The organism is Paenibacillus caui, from assembly GCF_019904135.1.
GTDB classification, from domain to species: domain Bacteria; phylum Bacillota; class Bacilli; order Paenibacillales; family Paenibacillaceae; genus Fontibacillus; species Fontibacillus caui.
Window position 1 is genome coordinate 15,196 of the sequence record NZ_JAIOGQ010000031.1, and the last position, 20,863, is coordinate 36,058.

At 47.5% G+C, this 20,863-nt stretch carries 20 protein-coding genes and 1 pseudogene; 13 read left to right on the top strand and 8 right to left on the bottom strand.

Annotation, left to right across the window (positions count from 1 at the left end; translation table 11 throughout):
• Nucleotides 1-19 precede the first annotated feature (19 nt).
• The 8 genes from K7397_RS17000 (at nucleotide 20) to K7397_RS17035 (ending at nucleotide 7,872) form a co-directional block, all read left to right on the top strand.
• On the top strand, nucleotides 20-1,120 hold the full coding sequence (locus tag K7397_RS17000) for an ABC transporter ATP-binding protein (protein WP_223069135.1): 1,101 nt from the start codon (nucleotides 20-22) through the stop codon (nucleotides 1,118-1,120).
• On the top strand, nucleotides 1,117-2,772 hold the full coding sequence (locus tag K7397_RS17005; RefSeq protein WP_223069136.1) for an ABC transporter permease: 1,656 nt from the start codon (nucleotides 1,117-1,119) through the stop codon (nucleotides 2,770-2,772). The genes K7397_RS17000 and K7397_RS17005 overlap by 4 nt, the downstream gene beginning before the upstream one ends.
• Before the next feature lie 202 nt (nucleotides 2,773-2,974).
• Nucleotides 2,975-4,693, top strand: coding sequence for a sensor histidine kinase (locus K7397_RS17010; RefSeq protein WP_223069137.1), 1,719 nt, complete (start codon nucleotides 2,975-2,977; stop codon nucleotides 4,691-4,693).
• On the top strand, nucleotides 4,665-5,456 hold the full coding sequence (locus K7397_RS17015) for a response regulator transcription factor (RefSeq protein ID WP_223069138.1): 792 nt from the start codon (nucleotides 4,665-4,667) through the stop codon (nucleotides 5,454-5,456). The genes K7397_RS17010 and K7397_RS17015 overlap by 29 nt, the downstream gene beginning before the upstream one ends.
• 5 nt (nucleotides 5,457-5,461) lie before the next feature.
• Nucleotides 5,462-5,608 (top strand): hypothetical protein, encoded by a 147-nt coding sequence (locus K7397_RS17020; protein ID WP_223069140.1) that lies wholly within the window; start codon nucleotides 5,462-5,464, stop codon nucleotides 5,606-5,608.
• Between the two features lie 124 nt (nucleotides 5,609-5,732).
• Nucleotides 5,733-5,954, top strand: a complete 222-nt coding sequence (locus tag K7397_RS17025; protein ID WP_223069143.1) for a hypothetical protein — start codon at nucleotides 5,733-5,735, stop codon at nucleotides 5,952-5,954.
• Between the two features lie 64 nt (nucleotides 5,955-6,018).
• The gene (locus tag K7397_RS17030; RefSeq protein ID WP_337926751.1) at nucleotides 6,019-6,597 is read left to right on the top strand and encodes a TetR/AcrR family transcriptional regulator; all 579 of its coding nucleotides are present in this window, start codon (nucleotides 6,019-6,021) and stop codon (nucleotides 6,595-6,597) included.
• A gap of 75 nt (nucleotides 6,598-6,672) precedes the next feature.
• Entirely contained in the window at nucleotides 6,673-7,872 is a 1,200-nt protein-coding gene (locus K7397_RS17035) for an MFS transporter (RefSeq protein ID WP_223069144.1), read from the top strand.
• A gap of 34 nt (nucleotides 7,873-7,906) precedes the next feature.
• Here the strand turns inward: K7397_RS17035 and K7397_RS17040 are convergent, their stop codons facing one another.
• Nucleotides 7,907-9,409 carry an aminotransferase class V-fold PLP-dependent enzyme gene (locus tag K7397_RS17040; protein ID WP_223069146.1) on the bottom strand — a complete coding sequence of 501 codons (1,503 nt, stop codon included), beginning with the start codon at nucleotides 9,407-9,409 and terminating at the stop codon, nucleotides 7,907-7,909.
• Nucleotides 9,410-9,530: 121 nt separating this feature from the next.
• Nucleotides 9,531-10,007 carry a DsrE/DsrF/DrsH-like family protein gene (locus K7397_RS17045; protein WP_223069148.1) on the bottom strand — a complete coding sequence of 159 codons (477 nt, stop codon included), beginning with the start codon at nucleotides 10,005-10,007 and terminating at the stop codon, nucleotides 9,531-9,533.
• Nucleotides 10,008-10,604: 597 nt separating this feature from the next.
• Here K7397_RS17045 and K7397_RS17050 point away from each other — a divergent pair.
• Nucleotides 10,605-10,913, top strand: coding sequence for a hypothetical protein (locus tag K7397_RS17050; protein ID WP_223069151.1), 309 nt, complete (start codon nucleotides 10,605-10,607; stop codon nucleotides 10,911-10,913).
• Here K7397_RS17050 and K7397_RS17055 read toward each other — a convergent pair.
• A complete protein-coding gene (locus K7397_RS17055; RefSeq protein ID WP_223069154.1) occupies nucleotides 10,903-11,073 on the bottom strand; it encodes a hypothetical protein in 171 nt (56 codons plus the stop codon). The two genes, K7397_RS17050 and K7397_RS17055, sit on opposite strands and share 11 nt — an antisense overlap.
• A gap of 12 nt (nucleotides 11,074-11,085) precedes the next feature.
• On the bottom strand, nucleotides 11,086-11,451 hold the full coding sequence (locus tag K7397_RS17060; protein WP_223069155.1) for a hypothetical protein: 366 nt from the start codon (nucleotides 11,449-11,451) through the stop codon (nucleotides 11,086-11,088).
• An 858-nt stretch (nucleotides 11,452-12,309) separates the two neighbouring features.
• On the opposite strand from K7397_RS17060, the gene K7397_RS17065 reads away from it, so the two are divergent.
• On the top strand, nucleotides 12,310-12,651 hold the full coding sequence (locus K7397_RS17065; protein WP_223069156.1) for a DUF4181 domain-containing protein: 342 nt from the start codon (nucleotides 12,310-12,312) through the stop codon (nucleotides 12,649-12,651).
• A gap of 260 nt (nucleotides 12,652-12,911) precedes the next feature.
• Here K7397_RS17065 and K7397_RS17070 read toward each other — a convergent pair whose 3' ends face one another.
• Both K7397_RS17070 and K7397_RS17075 read right to left on the bottom strand, forming a co-directional pair.
• A complete protein-coding gene (locus tag K7397_RS17070) occupies nucleotides 12,912-13,397 on the bottom strand; it encodes a hypothetical protein (RefSeq protein WP_223069157.1) in 486 nt (161 codons plus the stop codon).
• A gap of 251 nt (nucleotides 13,398-13,648) precedes the next feature.
• A pseudogene (locus K7397_RS17075) lies at nucleotides 13,649-13,793 on the bottom strand (IS1595 family transposase); the annotation flags it as partial.
• Between the two features lie 450 nt (nucleotides 13,794-14,243).
• On the opposite strand from K7397_RS17075, the gene K7397_RS17080 reads away from it, so the two are divergent.
• From K7397_RS17080 to K7397_RS17090, 3 genes are all read left to right on the top strand, one after another.
• The gene (locus K7397_RS17080) at nucleotides 14,244-15,485 is read left to right on the top strand and encodes a GGDEF domain-containing protein (protein WP_223069158.1); all 1,242 of its coding nucleotides are present in this window, start codon (nucleotides 14,244-14,246) and stop codon (nucleotides 15,483-15,485) included.
• A 379-nt stretch (nucleotides 15,486-15,864) separates the two neighbouring features.
• On the top strand, nucleotides 15,865-16,449 hold the full coding sequence (locus K7397_RS17085; protein ID WP_223069159.1) for a TetR/AcrR family transcriptional regulator: 585 nt from the start codon (nucleotides 15,865-15,867) through the stop codon (nucleotides 16,447-16,449).
• A 90-nt stretch (nucleotides 16,450-16,539) separates the two neighbouring features.
• Entirely contained in the window at nucleotides 16,540-18,789 is a 2,250-nt protein-coding gene (locus K7397_RS17090) for an MMPL family transporter (RefSeq protein ID WP_223069160.1), read from the top strand.
• A 142-nt stretch (nucleotides 18,790-18,931) separates the two neighbouring features.
• Here K7397_RS17090 and K7397_RS17095 read toward each other — a convergent pair whose 3' ends face one another.
• Together K7397_RS17095 and K7397_RS17100 are read right to left on the bottom strand one after the other, a co-directional pair.
• A complete protein-coding gene (locus K7397_RS17095) occupies nucleotides 18,932-19,807 on the bottom strand; it encodes an SDR family oxidoreductase (protein WP_223069163.1) in 876 nt (291 codons plus the stop codon).
• Between the two features lie 94 nt (nucleotides 19,808-19,901).
• A complete protein-coding gene (locus tag K7397_RS17100) occupies nucleotides 19,902-20,717 on the bottom strand; it encodes an SDR family oxidoreductase (protein ID WP_223069165.1) in 816 nt (271 codons plus the stop codon).
• Nucleotides 20,718-20,863: the final 146 nt, after the last annotated feature.

Here is a 20,863-nt window from a genome sequence, read left to right on the forward strand (position 1 = left end):
GTAAAGCGGGTGTTTTTATATGAGCGTTGCGATCTCATTTCGTAATATTGTAAAGAAGTATGGTGACACGACAGTCATTCCTGAGCTTTCTCTGAATATCCGGGAGGGTGAGTTCTTCACCCTTCTGGGTCCTTCGGGCTGCGGCAAAACAACCTTGCTGCGAATGATCGCCGGGTTTAATAGCATCGAAGGAGGGACTCTGGAGTTCAATGACCGGGTCATGAACCAGGTAGCCCCGGGCAAGCGGAATATCGGCATGGTGTTTCAGAATTATGCGATATTCCCCCATCTGAATGTAACTCAGAATGTGGAGTTTGGGCTAGAGAACAGAAAGATCGGGAAGCCAGACAGAATTCAAAGAGTGAAAGAGATTCTGAAAGTTGTACAGATTGAACCCTACAAGGACCGGATGCCCAAAAATTTGTCCGGGGGACAACAGCAGCGCGTAGCGCTGGCCAGAGCGATCGTAATCCGTCCGGATGTTCTGCTGATGGACGAGCCGCTTTCGAATCTGGATGCCCAGCTTCGGGTGGATATGCGTAACGCGATCAAGGAAATTCAGAGGGAAGTCGGCATTACGACTGTATATGTAACGCATGATCAGGAGGAAGCGATGGCGGTCTCGGACCGGATTGCGGTGATGAAATCGGGCGTCATTCAGCATATAGGAACGCCTCGTGAAATTTATCAGCGGCCGGCCAACTTGTTTGTGGCAACCTTTATCGGGCGCACCAATATTATGGATGCGGTCATATCTACGTCGGAAGACGGCAGAGCTGAGCTGCATATTGGCGAATACTCGCAGCCGATGCCCGGCCTGAAGATGGACGAATGGCGTGGATCGCAAGACGTGAAGCTGTCCGTTCGTCCCGAAGAGTTCGTCCTGTCGGATGATGCTCACGGACTGGCCGGGAAGATCGTCAGCAGCGTCTTCCTTGGACTTAACACCCATCTGATTGTAGAACTGGAAAGCGGACAGCATGTGGAGATTATCGAGCAGTCGGCCGCGAGTGGTGTCATGGAGCCGGGGGAGACGGTCCGCCTAAAGGTCAACCCGCATAAAATCAACGTCTATGATGCTGCCGGGGAAATCAACCTCACTAGAGGAGCAAGCATATGAGCGGCCGAATGAAGCGAATGGATATCTGGTCGTTTATTACTGCCGTCATCTTTGTGGGTTATATTGTTTTCCTGATAGTGCCTTTGTTCATGATATTGATTAAGAGCTTCTTCGACGGGACTACAGGCGAGTTCTCGCTTGCCTATTTCCACAAATTTTTTAGCAAAGCGTATTACATGAATGCCGTTTGGAACAGCGTCAAGGTAACAGTATGCGTGACCTTGCTATCGATTATTGTAGCCGGTCCGCTTGCGTACATTATGTCGACAATCAGGATCAAAGGCAGCGGCACCATCCGTATTCTGATTCTGATCTCTTCCATGTCCGCGCCTTTTATCGGAGCCTACGCATGGATTCTGCTGCTGGGCCGCAGCGGGGTCATTACGAAATTCGTTTATCAGGTTCTTGGAGTCCGGATGCCCGATATTTACGGTTTTGCCGGCATCCTGCTGGTATTGACCCTGCAGCTTTCCCCGCTTATCTTCATGTATGTCTCGGGAGCGCTGAAGAATGTCGATCACTCCCTGATGGAAGCGGCGGAAAGCATGAATTGCACCGGCATCCGCAGAATGTGGAAGGTGCTCGTCCCGCTCATTACCCCTACACTGCTCGCAGGAGGTCTGCTTGTATTCATGCGGGCATTCGCCGATTTCGGTACCCCCATGCTGATCGGGGAGGGCTATAGAACGGTGCCCGTTCTGATCTTTAACGAATTTATTAGCGAGGTTGGCGGTGACGACGGATTCGCAGCTGCCATCAGCGTGATAGTCATCCTGTTCACAACCGTGATCTTTCTGCTGCAAAAATATATCGCAAACCGCAAGTCTTACAGCATGAGTGCGCTCAATCCCATTGAGCCGAAACGAAAGAAGGGGCTCTCCAACATCGCCGCCCACGCTTACGTGTATCTCTTTACGGCTATCGCGATGATGCCCCAGGTGTATGTAGCCTATACTTCGTTTCAGAAGACCTCCGGCAAAATTTTTGTGAAAGGATATTCTCTGGACAGCTATCGCGCCGCCTTTTCCAAAGTCGGCGATGCGATCTACAACACCTTTTTTCTCGCGGGCCTGACGATTCTTATAATTATCTTCACGGCTATTCTAATCGCTTATGCTACAGTCAAGCGAAAGAGCGCTGCTGCTAACCTTCTGGATACCTTTACCATGCTCCCGTATATTGTTCCCGGTTCAATTTTGGGGATTGCGCTGCTGGTCACGTTCAATAAGCAGCCGATTATCCTAAGCGGAACGGCGGCTATCCTGATTGCGGCATTCGTCATTCGGCGGCTGCCTTACACGATTCGCTCCAGCGCTGCCGTACTGCACCAGGTGAACGATAGCATAGAAGAGGCCGCCATCAGTCTTGGCGCATCAACGATGAAAACCTTCTTCCGGATAACGGTGCCTATGATGCTCTCGGGTGTGATAGCCGGCGCCATATTAAGCTGGATCAGCATCATTACGGAGCTGAGCACCTCGATTATTTTGTATACGGGAAAGACCAGGACCATGACCGTTGCTGTATATACAGAGGTTGTCCGGGGGAATTATGGGGTGGCCGCGGCGCTTTCGACGCTGCTTACTGTGATCACCGTCATCTCGCTGCTGCTCTTTTTCAAGCTGTCAGGCAAAAAAGAAGTTACCATGTAGGTCCGGTTCCGCTTTGGCGGACCGGCTTTTTTCAAACTATAAGAAAGTATAAGCGAGCCCTATACTTTTTATAGTTCTCGCAGAAACGGATGCCGTCTTTTAAAGGACGGCTTTGCCGTTTCTATTTGGGTTGCCCTGAATCGGGTGGATCGGCTACCATAATGGGAGATTATTCGACAAAATTCGTGAAAAGGGGGAGACCATGGCCAAAAAACGCAACTTTAAGGACTCGATCCGCCACATGTTTTTACTGCATGCTTTTGTACCGATCTCCCTTTTATTCGTGCTATTTCTGATCTTCACCGTGATCAATGCCCGCTTGATGCTCATCCATCAGACGAAGGATGCCGGCAAATCCATCCGGTCATCGCTTGAGGAGGTCTATCAATCCTATTACAGGGAAGTGAATCGGATGGCCGGGCTTGAGGAAGTCATTGATTTTACCGATACACGTCTCGGCAGCCCGTTGGTATTCGAAGCATTCTACGATTTCAACAACCGGCAGCGGGTCAAAAGCATCATGCATATTTTGGATCAAAAAGGGAATATACTTGCCTCATCTGCCAACTATAGCTCGGATTCGACAGACAATGCGCTGAAAGCTATCGTGCTAAGGATGTCAAGAGGGCAGACGGATACCATCGCCGAAACCAACCATCTTCGCTTCTCCCACGATCGATATACGGTTTATACGTTCGCCAAGGAAATCAGGAAATCAGGACAGACCATTGGCTACCTCGTGTACCAGCTGTATGAGGAGGACATTCAGAAGCTTATTTTTGTGCAAAACAATGAAATTGCCGTCGTGACGGATCAGCATCATACGATTATTGCCACTACCAACAACATTGTGAGAGGGCTTCTGAACAAGTTAACGCTGGAAAAAGACAATAAAGGTTATGTGCTGCTCAATAAAGGAAAATATTACTGCAGTGAAACCTCGATTCCGTTCGCACAATGGCGAATATACACACTAAGCGCGATCCAGTTGAAGAACTATACGTATCTATCGCTTGCTGTTTTCTTTACCGTGGCCAGCGTGCTGCTCTGGTTTCTGATCCAGGCTCTCGCCAGGACGATCTCCTCCCGTCATACCCGGGCCATTGACAAGCTGCTCTACGCCGTCAGGGAGCTGCAAGCCGGGAACATTCAGTCTTATGTGCGCATCAACTCCGGCGATGAATTCGAAACTTTAGCCAATCAATATAATATTATGCTGGGGCGTCTGAATGAGCTGCTGGCCAAAAACGAAGAACTCTCCGATTTAAGGAGGGTGACTGAGGTGAAGCATCTTCAATCCCAGTTTCATCCGCATTTTATTTTTAATGTGCTGGAAACCTTGCGATATGCGATTGTCGTAGACAGTAAGCTGGCGCAGGATATCGTTCTCATCCTGTCCCGGCTTCTTCGTTACAGCATCAGTACGGAAGGAAATACGGTGATGCTCAAGGACGATCTGAATTATGTCGCGGATTACTTGAAGCTGCAGCAAATGCGTTTCAAGGACAGGCTGTGCTATACCACGAACGTCAGTGAAGAAGCGATGGGCGCGCTCGTGCCGAGGCTGATGCTGCAGGTGGTCATCGAGAACTCCATCAAATACGGGTACAAGCAGAAAGAAAGCCTGAATATTTCTGTTAACGGATGCGTGACCGGCCCGAATCTGATCATCGAGGTGAAGGATGACGGCGGCGGGATGAGCGAAGAGCGGCTCCAGCAGGTTCGTGAGATTATGCTGGATCCCGACAATCGAACGCCGCATATCGGTCTTCACAATTTGCACCGGCGACTGGTCCTGATGTATGGGGAAGAGTATGGCATTCGCATCGAAAGCTCACATGGAGAGGGGACCCTTGTTCGGATCATCATTCCTTACAGGAAGGAGGACGCTTATGTTCAAGGTACTGCTGGTGGAAGATGAAGAAATGATCCGCAAAGGCTTGCGTCATACATTCGACTGGCTGCAAGCCGGCTGCATCGTGATCGGAGAAGCCGAGAACGGCGAGGAAGGGCTAGATCGGATCAGAACGCTTAAGCCCGATATTATCATCGTTGATGTGAATATGCCTCTTATGGATGGGATTACGATGATCGAGCGAAGTATGCAGGGGGGCGTCTGCAGCTATATCATTCTATCGGGTTATGACGAATTCGGTCTTGCCAAACAGGCCATCCGGCTTGGAGTAACGGAATATTTGCTGAAGCCGGTTGAGCAGGAGCAGCTGTTCGGCGCCTTGGAGCGGGCCAAACAGCAGGTAGAGATGAAGAAGAAATATGAGGCGATCTTAAGCGCAACTTCCGTAGGGGATGAGGAGATTTACGCCTCTTTGATGAAGCTTCCAAGCAAATCTTCCTATTACGTTTCGAAGATGATCGAATACGTTCAGGAGCACTATCCAGACAAGATCAGCATCAACGATCTGGTTAACCGGCTCGGGATCAGCGCCACTTATCTGAACCGGAAATTCAAGAGCGAGACCACCTATACGTTTAACGATTTTTTGAACCGGTACCGGATTCAGCAGGCGATGGACAAGCTGAGGGACGGTGAAGAAAAAATATATACGATTGCTACCGATGTCGGATTCAAGGACTACAAATATTTTATCGCCATCTTCAAAAAATACGCGAACTGTACGCCTGGACAGTATCAGGAACGCTTTGGATTTCGTGTGGAGGAGTAGTCAACTTGCCGACTGCAGACCGGTACATTTCAAGACTTAGTTTGTTCAGTTTGATCTATAAATTGGTCCTGAATCGCAATGAAGGTCCCCGCATCCCCATTTTGATTCAAGCGGTGGGAGTGAATAAGCTGCTGGATTTACTGGATTTTTAATCCGTAGCTGTCCTGATAAATGTTGTCCAAACCGAAAAATAGGAACCAGAGCGTGTGAAAATTCTCTTTTTTACAAAGAATCTCTGCCTTTATCATGGGATTGAAGACGATCAGGGAGAGAGGTGTGCCGGGGAAAGTGCCGTCCAGCTTAAGAAGGCGCAGCCCTTGCGTGCCGATCTGCCTGTCGCCTGTGTTGACTGCAGGGAGACAAAGCGATGAATGGCTGGCAGGACAAAAGAGGCTTCTGAATCTATCCCGGAATACGAAACACTTGATTATTGAAGACAGCTGGCATGCTATTCAAATCCACCGTCCCCGTGCCGTCAATGCTGCAAACCGAGAATAAAATAGCTCACAAACTGGACTAATCGTTCCCGAAAATATATACTCTTGACTGAAAGGGGGAGACGGTGATCGGACGTTCCAAAGAGTTTGACAAAGAACTCGTACTTCATAAGGCCATGTTGGTATTTTGGGAAAAAGGTTACGATGCGGCAAGCATACCGGATCTGCTTGAATCGATGGGATTAAGCCGGTCCAGCTTGTACGAGACTTTTGGCGATAAACAAACGCTTTATAGGGAGACAATTCAACATTACAAGCAAGCCGGGCGGAAAAAACGAAGCCTACTAGCCAATCCGCTGTCCGTGAAAACGGGAATCAGGCAATTTTTTGCTCAGCATATTGCCTCCGCATTCGATGAAGCTTTGCCAAATGGGTGTTTGGTTACGAATGCGGCTATTTTTCCGGATTCGTCTGATCCGCAAATCCATCAATTAGTGCAGGACAGTTTCGAGGAATTGGAGCAGTCCTTTTATGAACTGTTAAGTAGAGGGCAGCAGACCGGGGAAATTGATCCCAAGAAGGATATCAAAGTTTTGGCACACCTGCTGCTTCACCTGAACCACAGTATCAATGTGGTGTCCAAAGTGAAGCGGGACAAAAAGGTGATTTCCGATATGGTCGATGCCGTAGTTGAGATGTTATGAATTATTTTTTCGTCTTTTCGGAACGTTCATTCCAATAATTCATGGCTTCCATCCAAATCGAAAAGGAGTTGTACTATGAATTTAATCGCAGGCCAAAAAGCCGAGAAACAGCAGCAAATATCGTCCTGGATCATCTTTCTGCTGGCGTTATCATGCGGGATCATTGTCGCAAATCTCTATTATGCACAGCCGCTGGTGGGATCCATCAGCTCCGCAATCGGGTTAACCTCTGAGGCTGCAGGGCTTGTCGTTACGCTGGCCCAGATCGGTTACGGCGTCGGTTTGCTGTTTATTGTGCCATTGGGAGATATTGTTGAGAACCGAAGGCTGGTCGTAGCATCCCTGCTCTTCACGGCAGTTGCTTTGACTGCCCAAGCATTGGCGAGGAGCGCTTCGCTGTTTCTGATGGCTTCGCTATTTATGGGAATGGGATCGGTCGCCGCTCAGGTGCTGGTTCCTTACGCGGCTCATCTGTCGCCGGAAGCCTCGCGCGGACGCAATGTGGGCAACGTCATGAGCGGCCTGCTGCTCGGGATTATGCTTGCCCGGCCCGTTTCGAGCACGGTCGCGGATCTATTCGGCTGGCATGCCATATTCTTCGTGTCTGCTGCAATGATTTTTGTGCTGGCTCTTTTGCTCGCCAAAATGCTGCCGGCAAGACAGCCGATGCTCAATACCTCCTATCCGGCACTTCTTGGATCGATGTGGCATTTGCTCAGGACGACTCCCATCCTGCGTCGCAGGGCGATCTATCACGCTTGTGTCTTCGGGACTTTCAGCTTGTTCTGGACAACGGTTCCTTTGCTCTTGATAAGCCCCGCTTTTCATTTCTCCCAACAGGAAATCGCGCTCTTTGCACTGGTTGGCGTATCCGGGGCGGCGGCTGCGCCCGTGGCAGGCCGCTTAGCGGATAGAGGCTGGATCAGGCAGGCCACAGCGCTTGCTTTGGCTACGGTGATCGTTTCTTTATTGCTGCCGCTCGTGATTAGACCCGGTTCGACCGGAGCATTGACGGTCCTGGTTGTGGCAGCCATTCTTTTGGACATGGGGGCTTCCGCCAATTTGGTCCTTGGACAGCGCGCCATTTTCGCATTGGGAGCAGAGTTTCGCAGCCGGCTAAATGGATTATACATGGCCACTTTTTTTGTCGGCGGCGCTGCAGGCTCCGCTTTAGGAGGCTGGGCATACGCCTCGGGCGGCTGGAATGCGGCTTTGTGGATTGGAATAGCTTTGCCGGCTATCGCGATTGTTTATTTTGCAACGGAGAAAAAGTGAAAGGGAAGGTCACGCCAGAGGGACTACGGATGAATCAAAATGCAAACCACTCCCTGACATTCAGCCGCTTCTCGCCCCGAACGTGCCGCCATTCGTTGGAATCAGGGTTGTAGGTGTAATCCTGTATCCACTCTGAAATGTGATCTGAGACTGCCCGAATGGAAGCGCCGATATAGGAGATTTCGCTGTTTGTCATCGTGGGGTGAAGGGACAGACGGACCCAGCCGGGTTTCATCGACAGGTCTCTGGCATTAATCTTATCTGCAATTTGCCTGGAGGTATTCCGGTCAATGCCGAGCAGATGGTGCCCATAGGGGCCTGCACAGGAACAGCCGCCCCGCGCCTGAATCCCGAAGCGATCGTTCAATAATTTGACCATCAGATTGTAGTGAATGTGGTCGACATTGAAAGAAACGATGCCGAGGCGGTTTCGGCTGCTGCCCCCTAAAATGTGGAGGCGGGGGATATTCCTTAGTTCCATCAGCAATAATGACGTCAGTTCCTTTTCGCGCTCCAAAATTTTATCTGTTCCCCAGTGTTCTTTCAATTGAATGCATAACGCCGTCCGGATGGCCTGCAAAATACCCGGCGTACCCCCATCCTCCCGGGCTTCGACATCAGCCAGGTATCCGTACTCTCCCCAAGGGTTGGTCCAGGATACAGTACCGCCGCCGGGCTGATCCGGTGCAAGGCCTGTGCACAATCTCGAATCCATGATGAGGACGCCGCTTGTTCCGGGACCGCCGAGAAATTTATGCGGGGAAAATATAATGCCATCCAGTTTCTCAAGCGGCTGCCCCGGGTGCATGTTGATGTCTACGTAAGGAGCGCTTGCGGAAAAATCAACAAAACAGAGACCGCCGTATTCATGCATTTTTCGGGACAATGCGTGATATGGCGTTTCGAACCCCGTAACATTGGAGCAGGCCGTAAAGGCGCCGATTTTCAGGCGGCGGTGGCGATACGCTCTCAGCAGCAGTTCCAGGTTTCCCGGATCGACATTTCCGCCCGGTCCCGGTGGAATGCAGACGACGTCCCCGATCGTTTCCGCCCAGGAAATGTGATTGGAGTGGTGCTCCATATGCGTGATGAATATAACCGGCCGATCCTCCTCGGGAATAGGGAAGGCGGAGCGCAGCTTCTCATGAATTTTCAATCCTAATAAGCGCTGCAGCTTATTCACCGCGCCCGTCATGCCGGATCCGGCAAAGAGGAGGATATCCTGCTTGCCTGCATGAACATGGTTTTTAATGATTTGCTTGGCCTCTTCGTAAGCTTTGGTCATCGTTGTGCCGGTCACATTGGATTCCGAATGGGTATTTGCCATAAACGGGCCAAAGTCAGTGGCCAGTTTGGATTCAATCGGACCGTACAAACGGCCGCTGGCTGCCCAATCCGCATAGACTATTTTTTTCCTGCCATACGGTGTTTCAAAGGTTTGATTGTACCCGATTGTCCTTTCCCGGTACGGTTTGAAATCATCCTTGCTTGAAGTGTGAAATACATAAGCGTTGTTTCCGATTCTGGCCTGCAGCATATGGCTGTCTCCCCTTTAGTTTCTGTCGCATTAGGTTATGTACGAATGCCTATAGGGGTTAAAAGAAATCGGCGGGTGTCATGATTTTGTCAAAATAAATGCCTTAGGCGTGGGTCAGAGCTTATATAAACAGTTGGATGTCGGATTCGAGCGCGTCGCTCAGATATGTTTTCGCATCAATGATCTCCAGTTCGGGAATAAACTCTTCAGGCTTGAAGCCCATAATTTCCACCGATAGCTTGCAGCCGTAGAATTTGACATTCTTCTTTCGGGCTCCCTTCAGAAAATGAATCAGTTTCGGGGCTTCGTTGTCTTCAATCATTTCCGTCAGCATCAGCTTGCCGAGGCCGCTGAAATTCATTTTGGATAACGGCAGCTGTTCCGGGCCTTTGGGCGTCAGGAAGTCCATAATTTTTTCGTAAATCGTCTTGTCTTCGAGCGTCATTTTGCCCGGGTCGCGTACCAAAAATAGCCCCCAGAACGCAAAGAACATGGTCACCTCCACGTCCATTTCCCGCGCTGTATTCGCCAATATGAGCCCCGCCATCGCTTTATCGTAATCCCCGCTGAACATGAGCAGGTTCATCCTTTTGTCCAAGTCCATCCGCCTCCAAGATAGAGAGATGGTGTTAGTATGGTTCCAAAGATAAGGAGTATACCCGGTTCACAGAACGATCATAATTTGGGGTTCGCTGATCCGATTTGCAGCTTATTTTAAATTTATGGTCTCTGCATGATTGTTCCATTTCATTTTAATGGTATAGTCTAAAACTTTGGCTGAAGGGTCATAGAAGACGACTACATCCCAGTAATTGCTTTTTCCCTCAAACTTTTCGGTTGAACACCCTGATAAAATAAGCACAAACAACAAACAGTGGGACAAATATTTTAATTTCTTGATTAAAATCACTACCCTGATTTGTATAAGTCTCTATTACCAGCTCACTTTTTAATCAAAAGATTAATTTTATATTTCGTATCATAGCGCAATGTAATATCTTTAGTGTACAAATAAAGGGAATTATTAAAAGTATGTCATAATTGTTACGATATAGAAAAAAACCGAAACATCCTGATAGTTTGATTCGTAAATTATATACTAATTAGGAATTTATTCTTAACATACGAACATGTGTTTGGTATAATTAATAAGCTAAGTTAATTGCCTTGTTCGGCAAAAAGGGGGATACAACTAATGAAAATATATGAAGAGAAACAATTAGAAATTACGCTGGAATCCCTAGAACAACTTGTACCAGTAAATATGCGAAAACATATAATAGAGATTATGACTGCTGGCCCAACATCCCGTTTTTTCTGTAAAATTGAAAAGCAGTTCCCGAATATTCACATCTATCTATTAGAACAGAATCAATCTGAATCATATGAGATCGGGCATTTCTTTTCGTGTAACCAAATTGATGACACTTATCTTTACCTAAGTCTTCCTCTTGAGCAGATCAAATCATATGGGCGATTTATAACTCAATTACCTAATCTTTAGGCGACTTCGGTTCGATTTTTACTCTTTCGTATTCTTCTTCAATCGCCTTTGATAACAACTCGGTAGCAGTCATGTTCAACTTTTTAGCTGCTTCAGCCAATTGTTGTTTAATATAGACTGGTACATCATAATGAAATTTAACTTTGTTTCGGTATACCAATTCCGATTCCCCCTATCCCATAACTTCTTGGTATTTTTTTTCAATTATACGAATTAGCAACTGTGTCGCAGACATATCTTGTAAGGCTGCCGCTTCGATAAGCTTTTCCTTAATCTCTGGCTGAAACTCATAAGGCAATTTTAATTTGGGTTCCGATATTCGGCTTTCCAGCGTCTTCTCTGCCTCTATCGCTAACTCTAGCAAGGTGTGCAGGGATGAATCGCTGGAAGTGGACCTTCCATATCTAGGTAATACACGAATGAGATATTGTTTGAGTGCATTTTGTTCATCTTCGTGAATTTCTAAATTTAATTGGTTATTCCTCACAATTAATTTACAATCCACATTATAGCCGAATAAGTTAATAGAATAATTCATCGAACACCCTCCCTCATCATCTTTCGTTATTATATAGTGACTCGTTACGTGTCACAATATATATTCCTTATTATATGGATATGTAGGTTTCATTTAAAATTTGAATTTGTACCAACATTTCCTGAAAAAATGTTCATCCCTGTTTCTTTTTAATTGGGCAATAGCCTGTGTGTTGCTATTACGACAAGCTGAGATTGTGACAGTCCGGTATCATTGGAAATTTGGGCCGATGATTTCTCGATTGAAGACATATGCGCCCCTCCTAAAAATTACATTTTTGTTGTTATTTTAACATAAATTAGGTATTTTTAAAGAAATATAACGTAACATTACGATACCTTATATAATAATGATATTAATAAACTGAAAGGAGAGGATTACTGTGGATTTTGAAGCAATCGTACAGTTAGTTGGTAATGTTGGCTTTCCAATCGCCCTCTCACTAATCCTCCAAATTCAATAAACAAATGAATGGTCTGTAGAAACGTCTAGGGCAACTAGACAAGACCATGAACTAATTGGTCAAAACCATTCTAGAATGATAAATCGGGTCTCCTAGAAGCCTGAGAAGAAGTAATAAGTGGTTAGAAAAATGAAGATTTTCTTCATATTGAGTTCAAATTGCATGATTGTCAGTTAAAATTTTAAAATCTCACATTTATGACTGCTCGGCATATACTACAGATACTTGAAGGTTAGCAGTTAATTCTTATATCTCCTATAACTCAACTTTACCAGTTTAATTTACACATAACGTCTTTATGGAAAAGCTCCTTTTTTGTTATAATAAAGTTAGTGGTTTAATTTCCCCTTTTTGGGAAATTAAGAGTTGATGTAAAAAAATTTTAGGAGGTTTTAATGATCAACAACTCATATCATTATTTTATGCTTGTCTTATTTTTGGCTCAATTTATTGTAGATAAAATTTTCTTTGCAGATGAGAGAAAAATGTCCGATACACAGGGGAACAAATTATATTTATGGGGTATGTGGATTTTTGCAGCTGCCGTAGTTATTACTACATTCTCGCTTGATATGAGTCAATTACAACCTTTATTCGGCATCCTCATAGCCTTGTCATTCGGTTTTCGCGCTTATATGGAATGGAGATACATTAGAGAAACAAAAAGTCACTTAGTTTCATTAGTTTTGGTTACTGTTTCACTCATTTTTACATTTGCTTTCTTTATTCTCCGCTGATTCTATAGCAGACGATATGCATGTCTGGGGCATTCAGTAAGGTGAAGACGTAACACTACCAAATGTCATTGTGCTACTTGTCTCTGCGTTATCTATACAAAAGAATCGCACATCCGCAGCTTAAAAATTCCATCTCAGAATTTAGATTAGTCATCGCGTATTTCGTGTATGTGTCGAACTTCACTTTAGTCTTGTGCAAAAAAGTTGCCCCTAAAGTCACAAGTGACCTTAGGGCAACTTTTTTTAAGTTGAGAAACTAATTAGGATGAGCTAACCCAACTACCATCATGATATTGAAGCCGCTGGGGTGTAGTTGCTTGTTGAATATACCGAATTGTACTAAGCCCCTCAGGAGTATTAACGGTATATTCGAGAAAGGCGACTTCAAATTCAATACGTTGATATGTTGAAGAGTGTTGAGAAAACCAAGTAAGGTTTGCATTCAAATCAGTAAGACCTGCTTCAAGTACTTTATCAAGGGTATAATCGGAGACAATAGCATCAACAACTTTGAAAGTGGTATATGCAATACCAGCAGGACCAGCGTATTTCCCCCAACTTGTTTTAGCAAACAACTGGAGAAGAAAAGAATAGTCCAAACCGAGGCTATCGAGATATTCTGCAAGAGCACTCTCACTATACCTTTTTTTTGCAGCATCAAGAAGACCGATTTGTACATCAACTGCCTTACCCATTTCGCTCAATGTCAAACTAAGTGTACCAGTGTATTCAATCCATTCTGCCATAATTATACCTCCAATGATAATTAATATTTACTAATTTAGTTAACTGAACTGATGGGATAAGATCACAGTAGACTGTATCCCGCAGCTTACTGTTGTCAAACAGTTCCTTTAACTGTTTATACAGTATCATATAGCGTTACGATACGCAATATTATTTTGTTATTATTCCCCATATATTAAGTCATCAAACAAGGTCTCCTTCTCAGATTAGTGTTTCACATACTGGAATTACTGCGAACAAGTACGGGGTGAGCGGCACCATTAAAACAGCCAATCCATCACCAGACGACTGTGGTAACTGTTGAAGTTTTGGATATGGTACACGCCCTTGACAGGTTGTTTCTCATCGGACTTGAATCGGTAATGGACGAGGCCTTTCACAATCGCGTGCGTTCGGAGATGTTCCTTCTAACCTTTTTAGAGAAAAAAATGTCTCGTCCATTTCGACGATGCCTTGGAATGTTATTTAAAATCTTTCCGATCCGGAAACATCCGAGTCGACATATAAGCAACTTTCCTCCAAATAAATCTTCGAAATTCGATGTACATCGTATTACAGACATACTATTATTATTCCAAAGGAACCATAAAAGGAAATGGGTAGCGTTCACAAGACCTAGTATGAATGACCTACAATGTTTTATTTTGTCAAAAAATTTCCGTTACAGATCGCCCGATATACCGTACTATAAGTAAGGCTAAAACGGAGATTTGAGCAGCATTCCGGTCAGGAGTTGCGAATTTCATGAATTTTATCCAAGGCGAAGCTCTATCTAAGTCCAGTTTAAGCTAAAATATTTTGTGTAATATATTCCTTCGTCTATTACATGGGATAGGAGCGGAATTATGGAGAAAGAAGATCTGAAGTCATTACAGCAGCAGGTGGCACTGCTTAGGGCCGAAGGGAAATACAAGGAAACCATCGAAGCAGGCTATTATCTTCTTAAGTGCGGAACGGAATGCGATGATCCTAAATCGATTTTAACCGCACATTTAAATATTGCAGCTTCCTACTATTGTATTGGCGATATGGAGGTGGCTTTTCACAGTATCGATGCTTATGATCAGGTTTGCAGCAAATACGGAGACGACACCGATCATTTAAGTCTGTACAATATTTTATTTGTGCTTTATGAGTATAATCAGGATTTTAGCAAGGCAAGAGAAACGCTTGAACAAAGCATTAAATTAGGGGAACAGCTGAAACAACACAAAATTGTCAGCAATGCATACAGCAATTACAGCCACCTGTGCTTGGCAGAGGGGAAATATGATGACGCATTGGAGATGGCCAAATTGGCACTGGAACAAGCGAACCTGCATACACCCGAAACCGAAAGCCCCATCATCAAGATCAGAGTTCAATTGAACATGGCGCTGGCTTACATTGAGCTCGGAAATTTTGATACGTCCCAATCCTTAATCGACGATATGATCAATCATCCTGTTCTGGATTCATTTGTAAGGGAAAAGTCCCAATGCTATCTGGTGCAAGGAAACTGGTATGCCAAGCAGCACATGTACAGGGAAGCTTTCGAAGCCTTGACTTATGCCAAAGAGTTAGTAGAAAGCTATAACGATATATATTTATTAAAAACGATTCAAGAAGAAAGATGCGGACTGTGCGAGCAAATGAATGACATTCCTTTAGGATATCATGTGCAAAAAGAATACATATCACTGCTTCATGAAATAAACAAGCAGCAATTGGGGTTAACCGCTCTGAAGCTTAATGTGAAACATAATGTGACCGTGCTTGAAAACAAGGCCAATACGGATTATTTGACAGGACTATATAATCGCGACTACCTGGAGAAAACGACAAATGAATGGCTGAAACAGGCATCCGAAAGAAATGAGAGTATTGTATGCATCACCTTTGACATCGATAATTTTAAAACAATTAATGATAGATACGGGCATCTTTTTGGCGATGAGGTCATCAAGCAGGTAGGCAAAGCTTCCTCAAGCCTAATGGCCGAGAACGAGCTGATCGGCCGTTATGGCGGCGATGAATTTGTAGTTGTGCTGAAAGGGGGAACACTGGCAAGCGGGAAGAAGAAAGCGGAGCAAATCAAAAGACGCTAACAAGCTTGACCCTCAGCAAGGACGGTAAACAGCTGCGAATCAAAACCAGCATTGGTGTTACGGATAATTTGGGTGGGACTTTGCTCTCCTTTAATGAATTGTTTTATTTAGCCGATGTGGGGCTTTACAGAGCCAAACAGAATGGAAAGAACCAGATTTGCATGGGGAACTAATCGGGGGGTATTTCAAAGGACTTGCTTCCCCGCAAGTCCTTTGGTTTTATCTGGAACAGATCGGGATCAGACCCGCTATTGTTAGAAGCAGGCTCTACGGCCGGATTTGGACAGATATTGCCAGCGGAAAATATTCATGCTAAGATTTGTTTGAACGAACAATCAAAATTTTACTTAACAGCGGATATGCATTTCTGGAGGCCATCATGACAGAGAAAGATAAACGGGAGAAGATTATTGAAGCCGCATACCAGGTACTGGCTGAACGAGGGTACGATGAAGCCTCTACCAAAGAGATTGCACGTACAGCTGGAGTTGCACAGGGGTTGATCGGCTATTATTTCTCGAGCAAGGATTTGTTGTTTGCCGAGGTTTTCCGCCGTGAATCAGAGAAATATTGCGAGTCGCTAGCCTATATCAAAAGCTATGGCGAACAGCAGTTAACTTTAGACGGGATTAAGTCGATCCTGAAGGTACCGAAATCAAAAACGGCGGATCATCCGGCTTTAGTCAAGCTGCGATATGAATTGTTTGCTTTGGGACTCCGAAATCAAGCCGTTTCCGGCAGCATCAAAGAGACGCTGGCCAGCAAACGCGCTCATCTCACAAGCTTGATCGAAGCAGTCAGCAATCTGCCGGAGGAGCATTCGCGAAGGCTCGCTCCGATTCTTTTGGCCGCTTTCGACGGCCTGGCTTTGCAGCGGATGTGCGATGACGAGTTCCCGTACGACGAAGCCTACGATACACTGGCGGTCATGATTGACTCTTATCTGAAAGCGATAAAGTCATAGCCTGGCGGACCGCCTTTCTTTTTTCATTATATTTGTTTGATTGATCAAACAAATATAATGAAATGAACTACAAGATGAGGAGGAGAAGACATGAATCAAGTCATTCAATCACAAAAGCTAAGGAGAAAGCGGGAAGGCAGGACGTTTCTCCGATCTGCCTTGAGTATTGTCGTAAGATTCAGATGGCTGGTTATCATCTTGGGGGTGCTGGCTTTTCTTGCCTCGGCGCTCGCGGGAGCTGCGACGGTTGGCAAGCTCTCCCTCAGCAGATGGGAAGTTCCCGGTTCCGAGTCCTATCAGGCTGGAAGAGCGCTTGAGCAGACATTCGGGTCCGGAAGCCCCAATCTGGCGCTGCTCGTGACGGTGAAGAAAGGCACGATCGACAGCCCGGATGTACAGGAAGCAGGAATAGCGTTAACCCGTGAACTGGCGTCGGACAAAGCGGTGCAGGAAGCTTTCTCTTATTGGACGCAGGGTAACACACAGGCGCTTCGCAGCAAAAACGGTACCCAGTCGCTTATATTGGCTCATTTGAAAGGAACGGTAACGGAAGCAAGGACGGCGCTTGGCGAATTGTCTCCCCGTTTCACCCGAGACAACAGCTTATTCAAGGTAGAGGTCGGCGGTCAGGATGAAATTTTCAGACAGGCGGCACAGCTTGCCCGTCAAGATTTTTTGCGTGCGGAGATGATTATCCTGCCCGGCGTGTTTCTGCTTCTTCTGCTGGTCTATCGCCGGCTGTGGGCAACGGCGTTAACGATCGGCATTGGGCTGTTTGCCATGGTGGGCACGCTTGCCGGACTGAACGTCATTGTAAGATTCACGGAAGTTTCAACCTTCGCCCTCAACTTGACGCTCGTGATGGGACTTGGACTCGGCATCGATTATTGCCTGTTTATGATCGCCCGGTTCCGGGAAGAGCTTCTTGCGGGCAAAAGCCCGCAGGAAGCGGCCGTTCGCACGGTGGAGACGGCAGGACGCACGGTGATTTTCAGCGGGATGACGGTTGCGGCGTCCTGCGCGGTTCTGTTTGTGTTCCCGTTTCCGTTCCTTCAGTCGTTCGCTTATACGGGAATTCTGGTCGTCCTATCCGGCATAATCGGATCGGTGGTGATCTTGCCGGTATTTTTTGCGCTGCTGGGCCATCGAATGGCGCGCCGGACCACAAGAAGAGCGTCAACTGCGGATCCGGCAGGGGCTGGCATCCACGGCGGATGGTGGTACAGAAGCGCCAAAAACATGATGCGCCGGCCAGTCCTTTGGGGCGGAGCGGCGATCATCGTTCTGATGCTGCTGGGCTCTCCGATTCTGAGCTTGAAGTTTGGGCTGCCTGACCATCGCGTGCTGCCCGAGGGTACGAGCAGCCGGCTGGTGGAAGACCAGAAGCGGGCCGGGTTTCCGGCTGAAGCGACAGACTCGATTCAGGTTGTTGCGCCGTCGGTTCAGGACCCCGGTTCCAAAGTGGAAGCCATTGCGGGCTATGCCGCAGAACTGTCGCTGATTCCCGGCATTGTTCAGGTGGATTCCCTTGCCGGCTCTTACGCGGAAGGGCGGCAAATTACGCCGCCGAATGAAATTCACGCCCGTTTTAAAGGGGCGGATGGCGGTACATTCCTGACTGTCATTCCTTACGGAGACAGCATTGATACGGATTCTTCGAGAATTGTAAATGCCGTAAGGACGGCGAATGCTCCGTTTGACGTGAGGGTAGGAGGCTATCCCGCGGATCTGACCGACTTCCGGGAAACCCTGCTTGAACGGATTCCCTTTGCCCTGGCTTTAGTTTTGGTGATTACTTTTATCGTATTGTTTCTGATGACCGGGAGTATCCTGCTCCCCCTGAAGGCGACGGTGCTCAATTTCTTGAGTCTCTCCATTATGTTCGGCGCCCTCGTCTGGGTGTTTCAGGAGGGGCATTTATCCGGGTTGCTTCATTTTACGCCTGCCGGGTCGATTGAGCCCAGCATTCCGATTCTGATGTTCTGTATTGCCTACGGATTGTCCATGGATTACGAGGTCTTTATCCTGTCGCGGATCAAGGAGGAGTATGACCGTTCCGGCGATCTCGTGGAATCCGTTGCGGTCGGGATTCAGAAGAGCGGTTCGCTCGTCACAACGGCCGCTGCAATTCTGGCTTTTTCATTTGCCGCATATGCGACAGGGGAAGTTGTATTTCTGAAAATGCTCGGGATCGGAATGATGCTGGCCGTGCTGGTTGACGCGACGCTGATCCGGTCTGTGCTGGTGCCAGCCTTCATGAAGCTGGCGGGACGGGCAAACTGGTGGGCTCCGCCCGTGCTGCGCCGCCTTTACGAACGGTTCGGCATTTCGGAAAGCTAGCTGCGCGGGCAAGAGATACCCCGGAGCAACGCTCGCGATTGCGATTGCGGCAAAACGGGCAATCCCTGCAGGTCCATTCAGGACTGCGGGATTGCCCGTTTGCTTTAACCATCGCAAACAAGTAAACCAAGGCTTGCAGGTTTTAGCGGTGCGTTTTGCCGAGCCCCAGATTGCCGATCAGGAGCCTGTCGCGAAGCCGGTCCGGAAAATGGCTGAGCGTGACGATCATGCGGGCCCCTTTGCCCACCGCGTAACGGGTTCGGGGTTTGGATGATTTTAACGCATCCAGGACAGCGTTCACCACAACTCCGGTTGGGGAAAGATGCTGGTTAGCGATTACAGACTGCATGCTCAGCATAGCATTGCGGTACAGAGAAAGCCGGCCCTCGGGAACCTGTTTCAGCGACAGGTCGGACGAAGCTTGCGCTTTTCCGTGAATCGCCGTTTCAATCGCTCCCGGCTCAATCATCGTTACGTGAATGTTCCAAGGCCCCAGTTCAATCCGCAGCGCGTCCGTAATGGCTTCCATAGCATGTTTGGAGGCGGAAAGCGCGCCGAGAAAAGGAAGCGCGGTCTTTCCTGTCACTGCTCCGATGTTAATAACTCTTGCGCTGCCATTTGTTCTTAACAGGGGGAGAAAGGCTTGGGTGACTGCGATCTGTCCGAAGACATTGAGCTCAAACTGCTGCCTGATCTGCTCCATCGTGAGCAGCTCGAGCGGCCCCTGCACAATGCAGCCGGCGTTATTGATCAATCCGAACAGTCCCTTGCCGTCAAGGTGACTCTCCACTTCCTGACAGGCGGACTGAACGGAATCGGCATCGGTAATATCGATCCGTATGGGAATCACGTCAGACGACACGGATCTCTTAAGCTGCTCTCCGCGTTGCACGTCCCGGACACCGGCGAATACGCGGTACCCCGCTTGAACCAACTGCTTGACGCAGTCCGAACCGATTCCTCCGGTAGCGCCGGTTATGAACACGGAAGGTTTTCCTTGAGTGTTTCTTTCTGCCAACAGATTCACGCTCCTTAATAAATGGGAATGAAAAAGACAAATCGCCAGGTGAAACGAGGAAGTTCCAGGTAAGCCAACCGTTACCGCGGGAAGGTCAAGTCCTCGCTGTAGGCCCACAGCTTTTTGCGAAACCTGGAATCATACGCCTGGGGATCGGCCGGGACACCTGCTTCTTGTCGAAATATTGGCCGGTTACCGAGTCACGCTCCGGTGAAGTGGCGAGATGGAAGATTACATCCGCGCCCGATTTGGCGCTGCCGAATCCAAAAGGAATGCTTTCACGCACCATTTTCGTATTTAACAGGGAGCAGGGGTGTATACAGTTTGCCGTTATGTGGTCCGGCTTCAGCAGCTCGGCAAGCTCAAAAGTAAACATAATGAGGGCAAGCTTGCTTTGTTTATAGGCATCGAACGGGTCATAGTCATGCTCCAGCATGATATTGGACCAATCGAGCGGCTTTTGGCCGACGGAGGCGACGTTTACGATCCGGGCGGGCGCCGAAGCCTTCAGCAAAGGAATCAGCATTCGAGTTAGCAGATAGGGAGCCAAATAGTTAACGGCAAACCGAAGCTCGTAGCCGTCGGAGCTTAGCGGCCTTCTTTTGTCCGACAGCTTTCCCGAGCCGATGCCGGCATTATTAATAAGCACATCCAGACGCTGCTCCCGGGCGGAGAGCTCCTCCGCGAAGCGCCGCACCTCGTCAAGGGATGAGTAATCGGCCACATACAAGCGCAGCTTCTGATTGCCCGTGCGCTTCATGATTTCTTCCCGGACCCTCTCGCCCTTTTCACGGGTTCGGCCATGCAGGAGAACCGCAGCGCCCGTCTCTGCGAACTGGATGGCGGTTTGTTTGCCAATGCCGTCTGTAGAGCCTGTGATCAGAACGGTTTTATGTTCCAAATTGCTCATAGCTGATGGGATACCTCCTCTTCATCTGTCATTTTTTCGGACTTGCATAATTTCATCCTATTGGACTTAAGGTATACTAGGAAGGAGGGCATTTCTCATATCATTCGCAGTAGTAACAGTTTTTGTAATAGGATAAACAGCGGCGG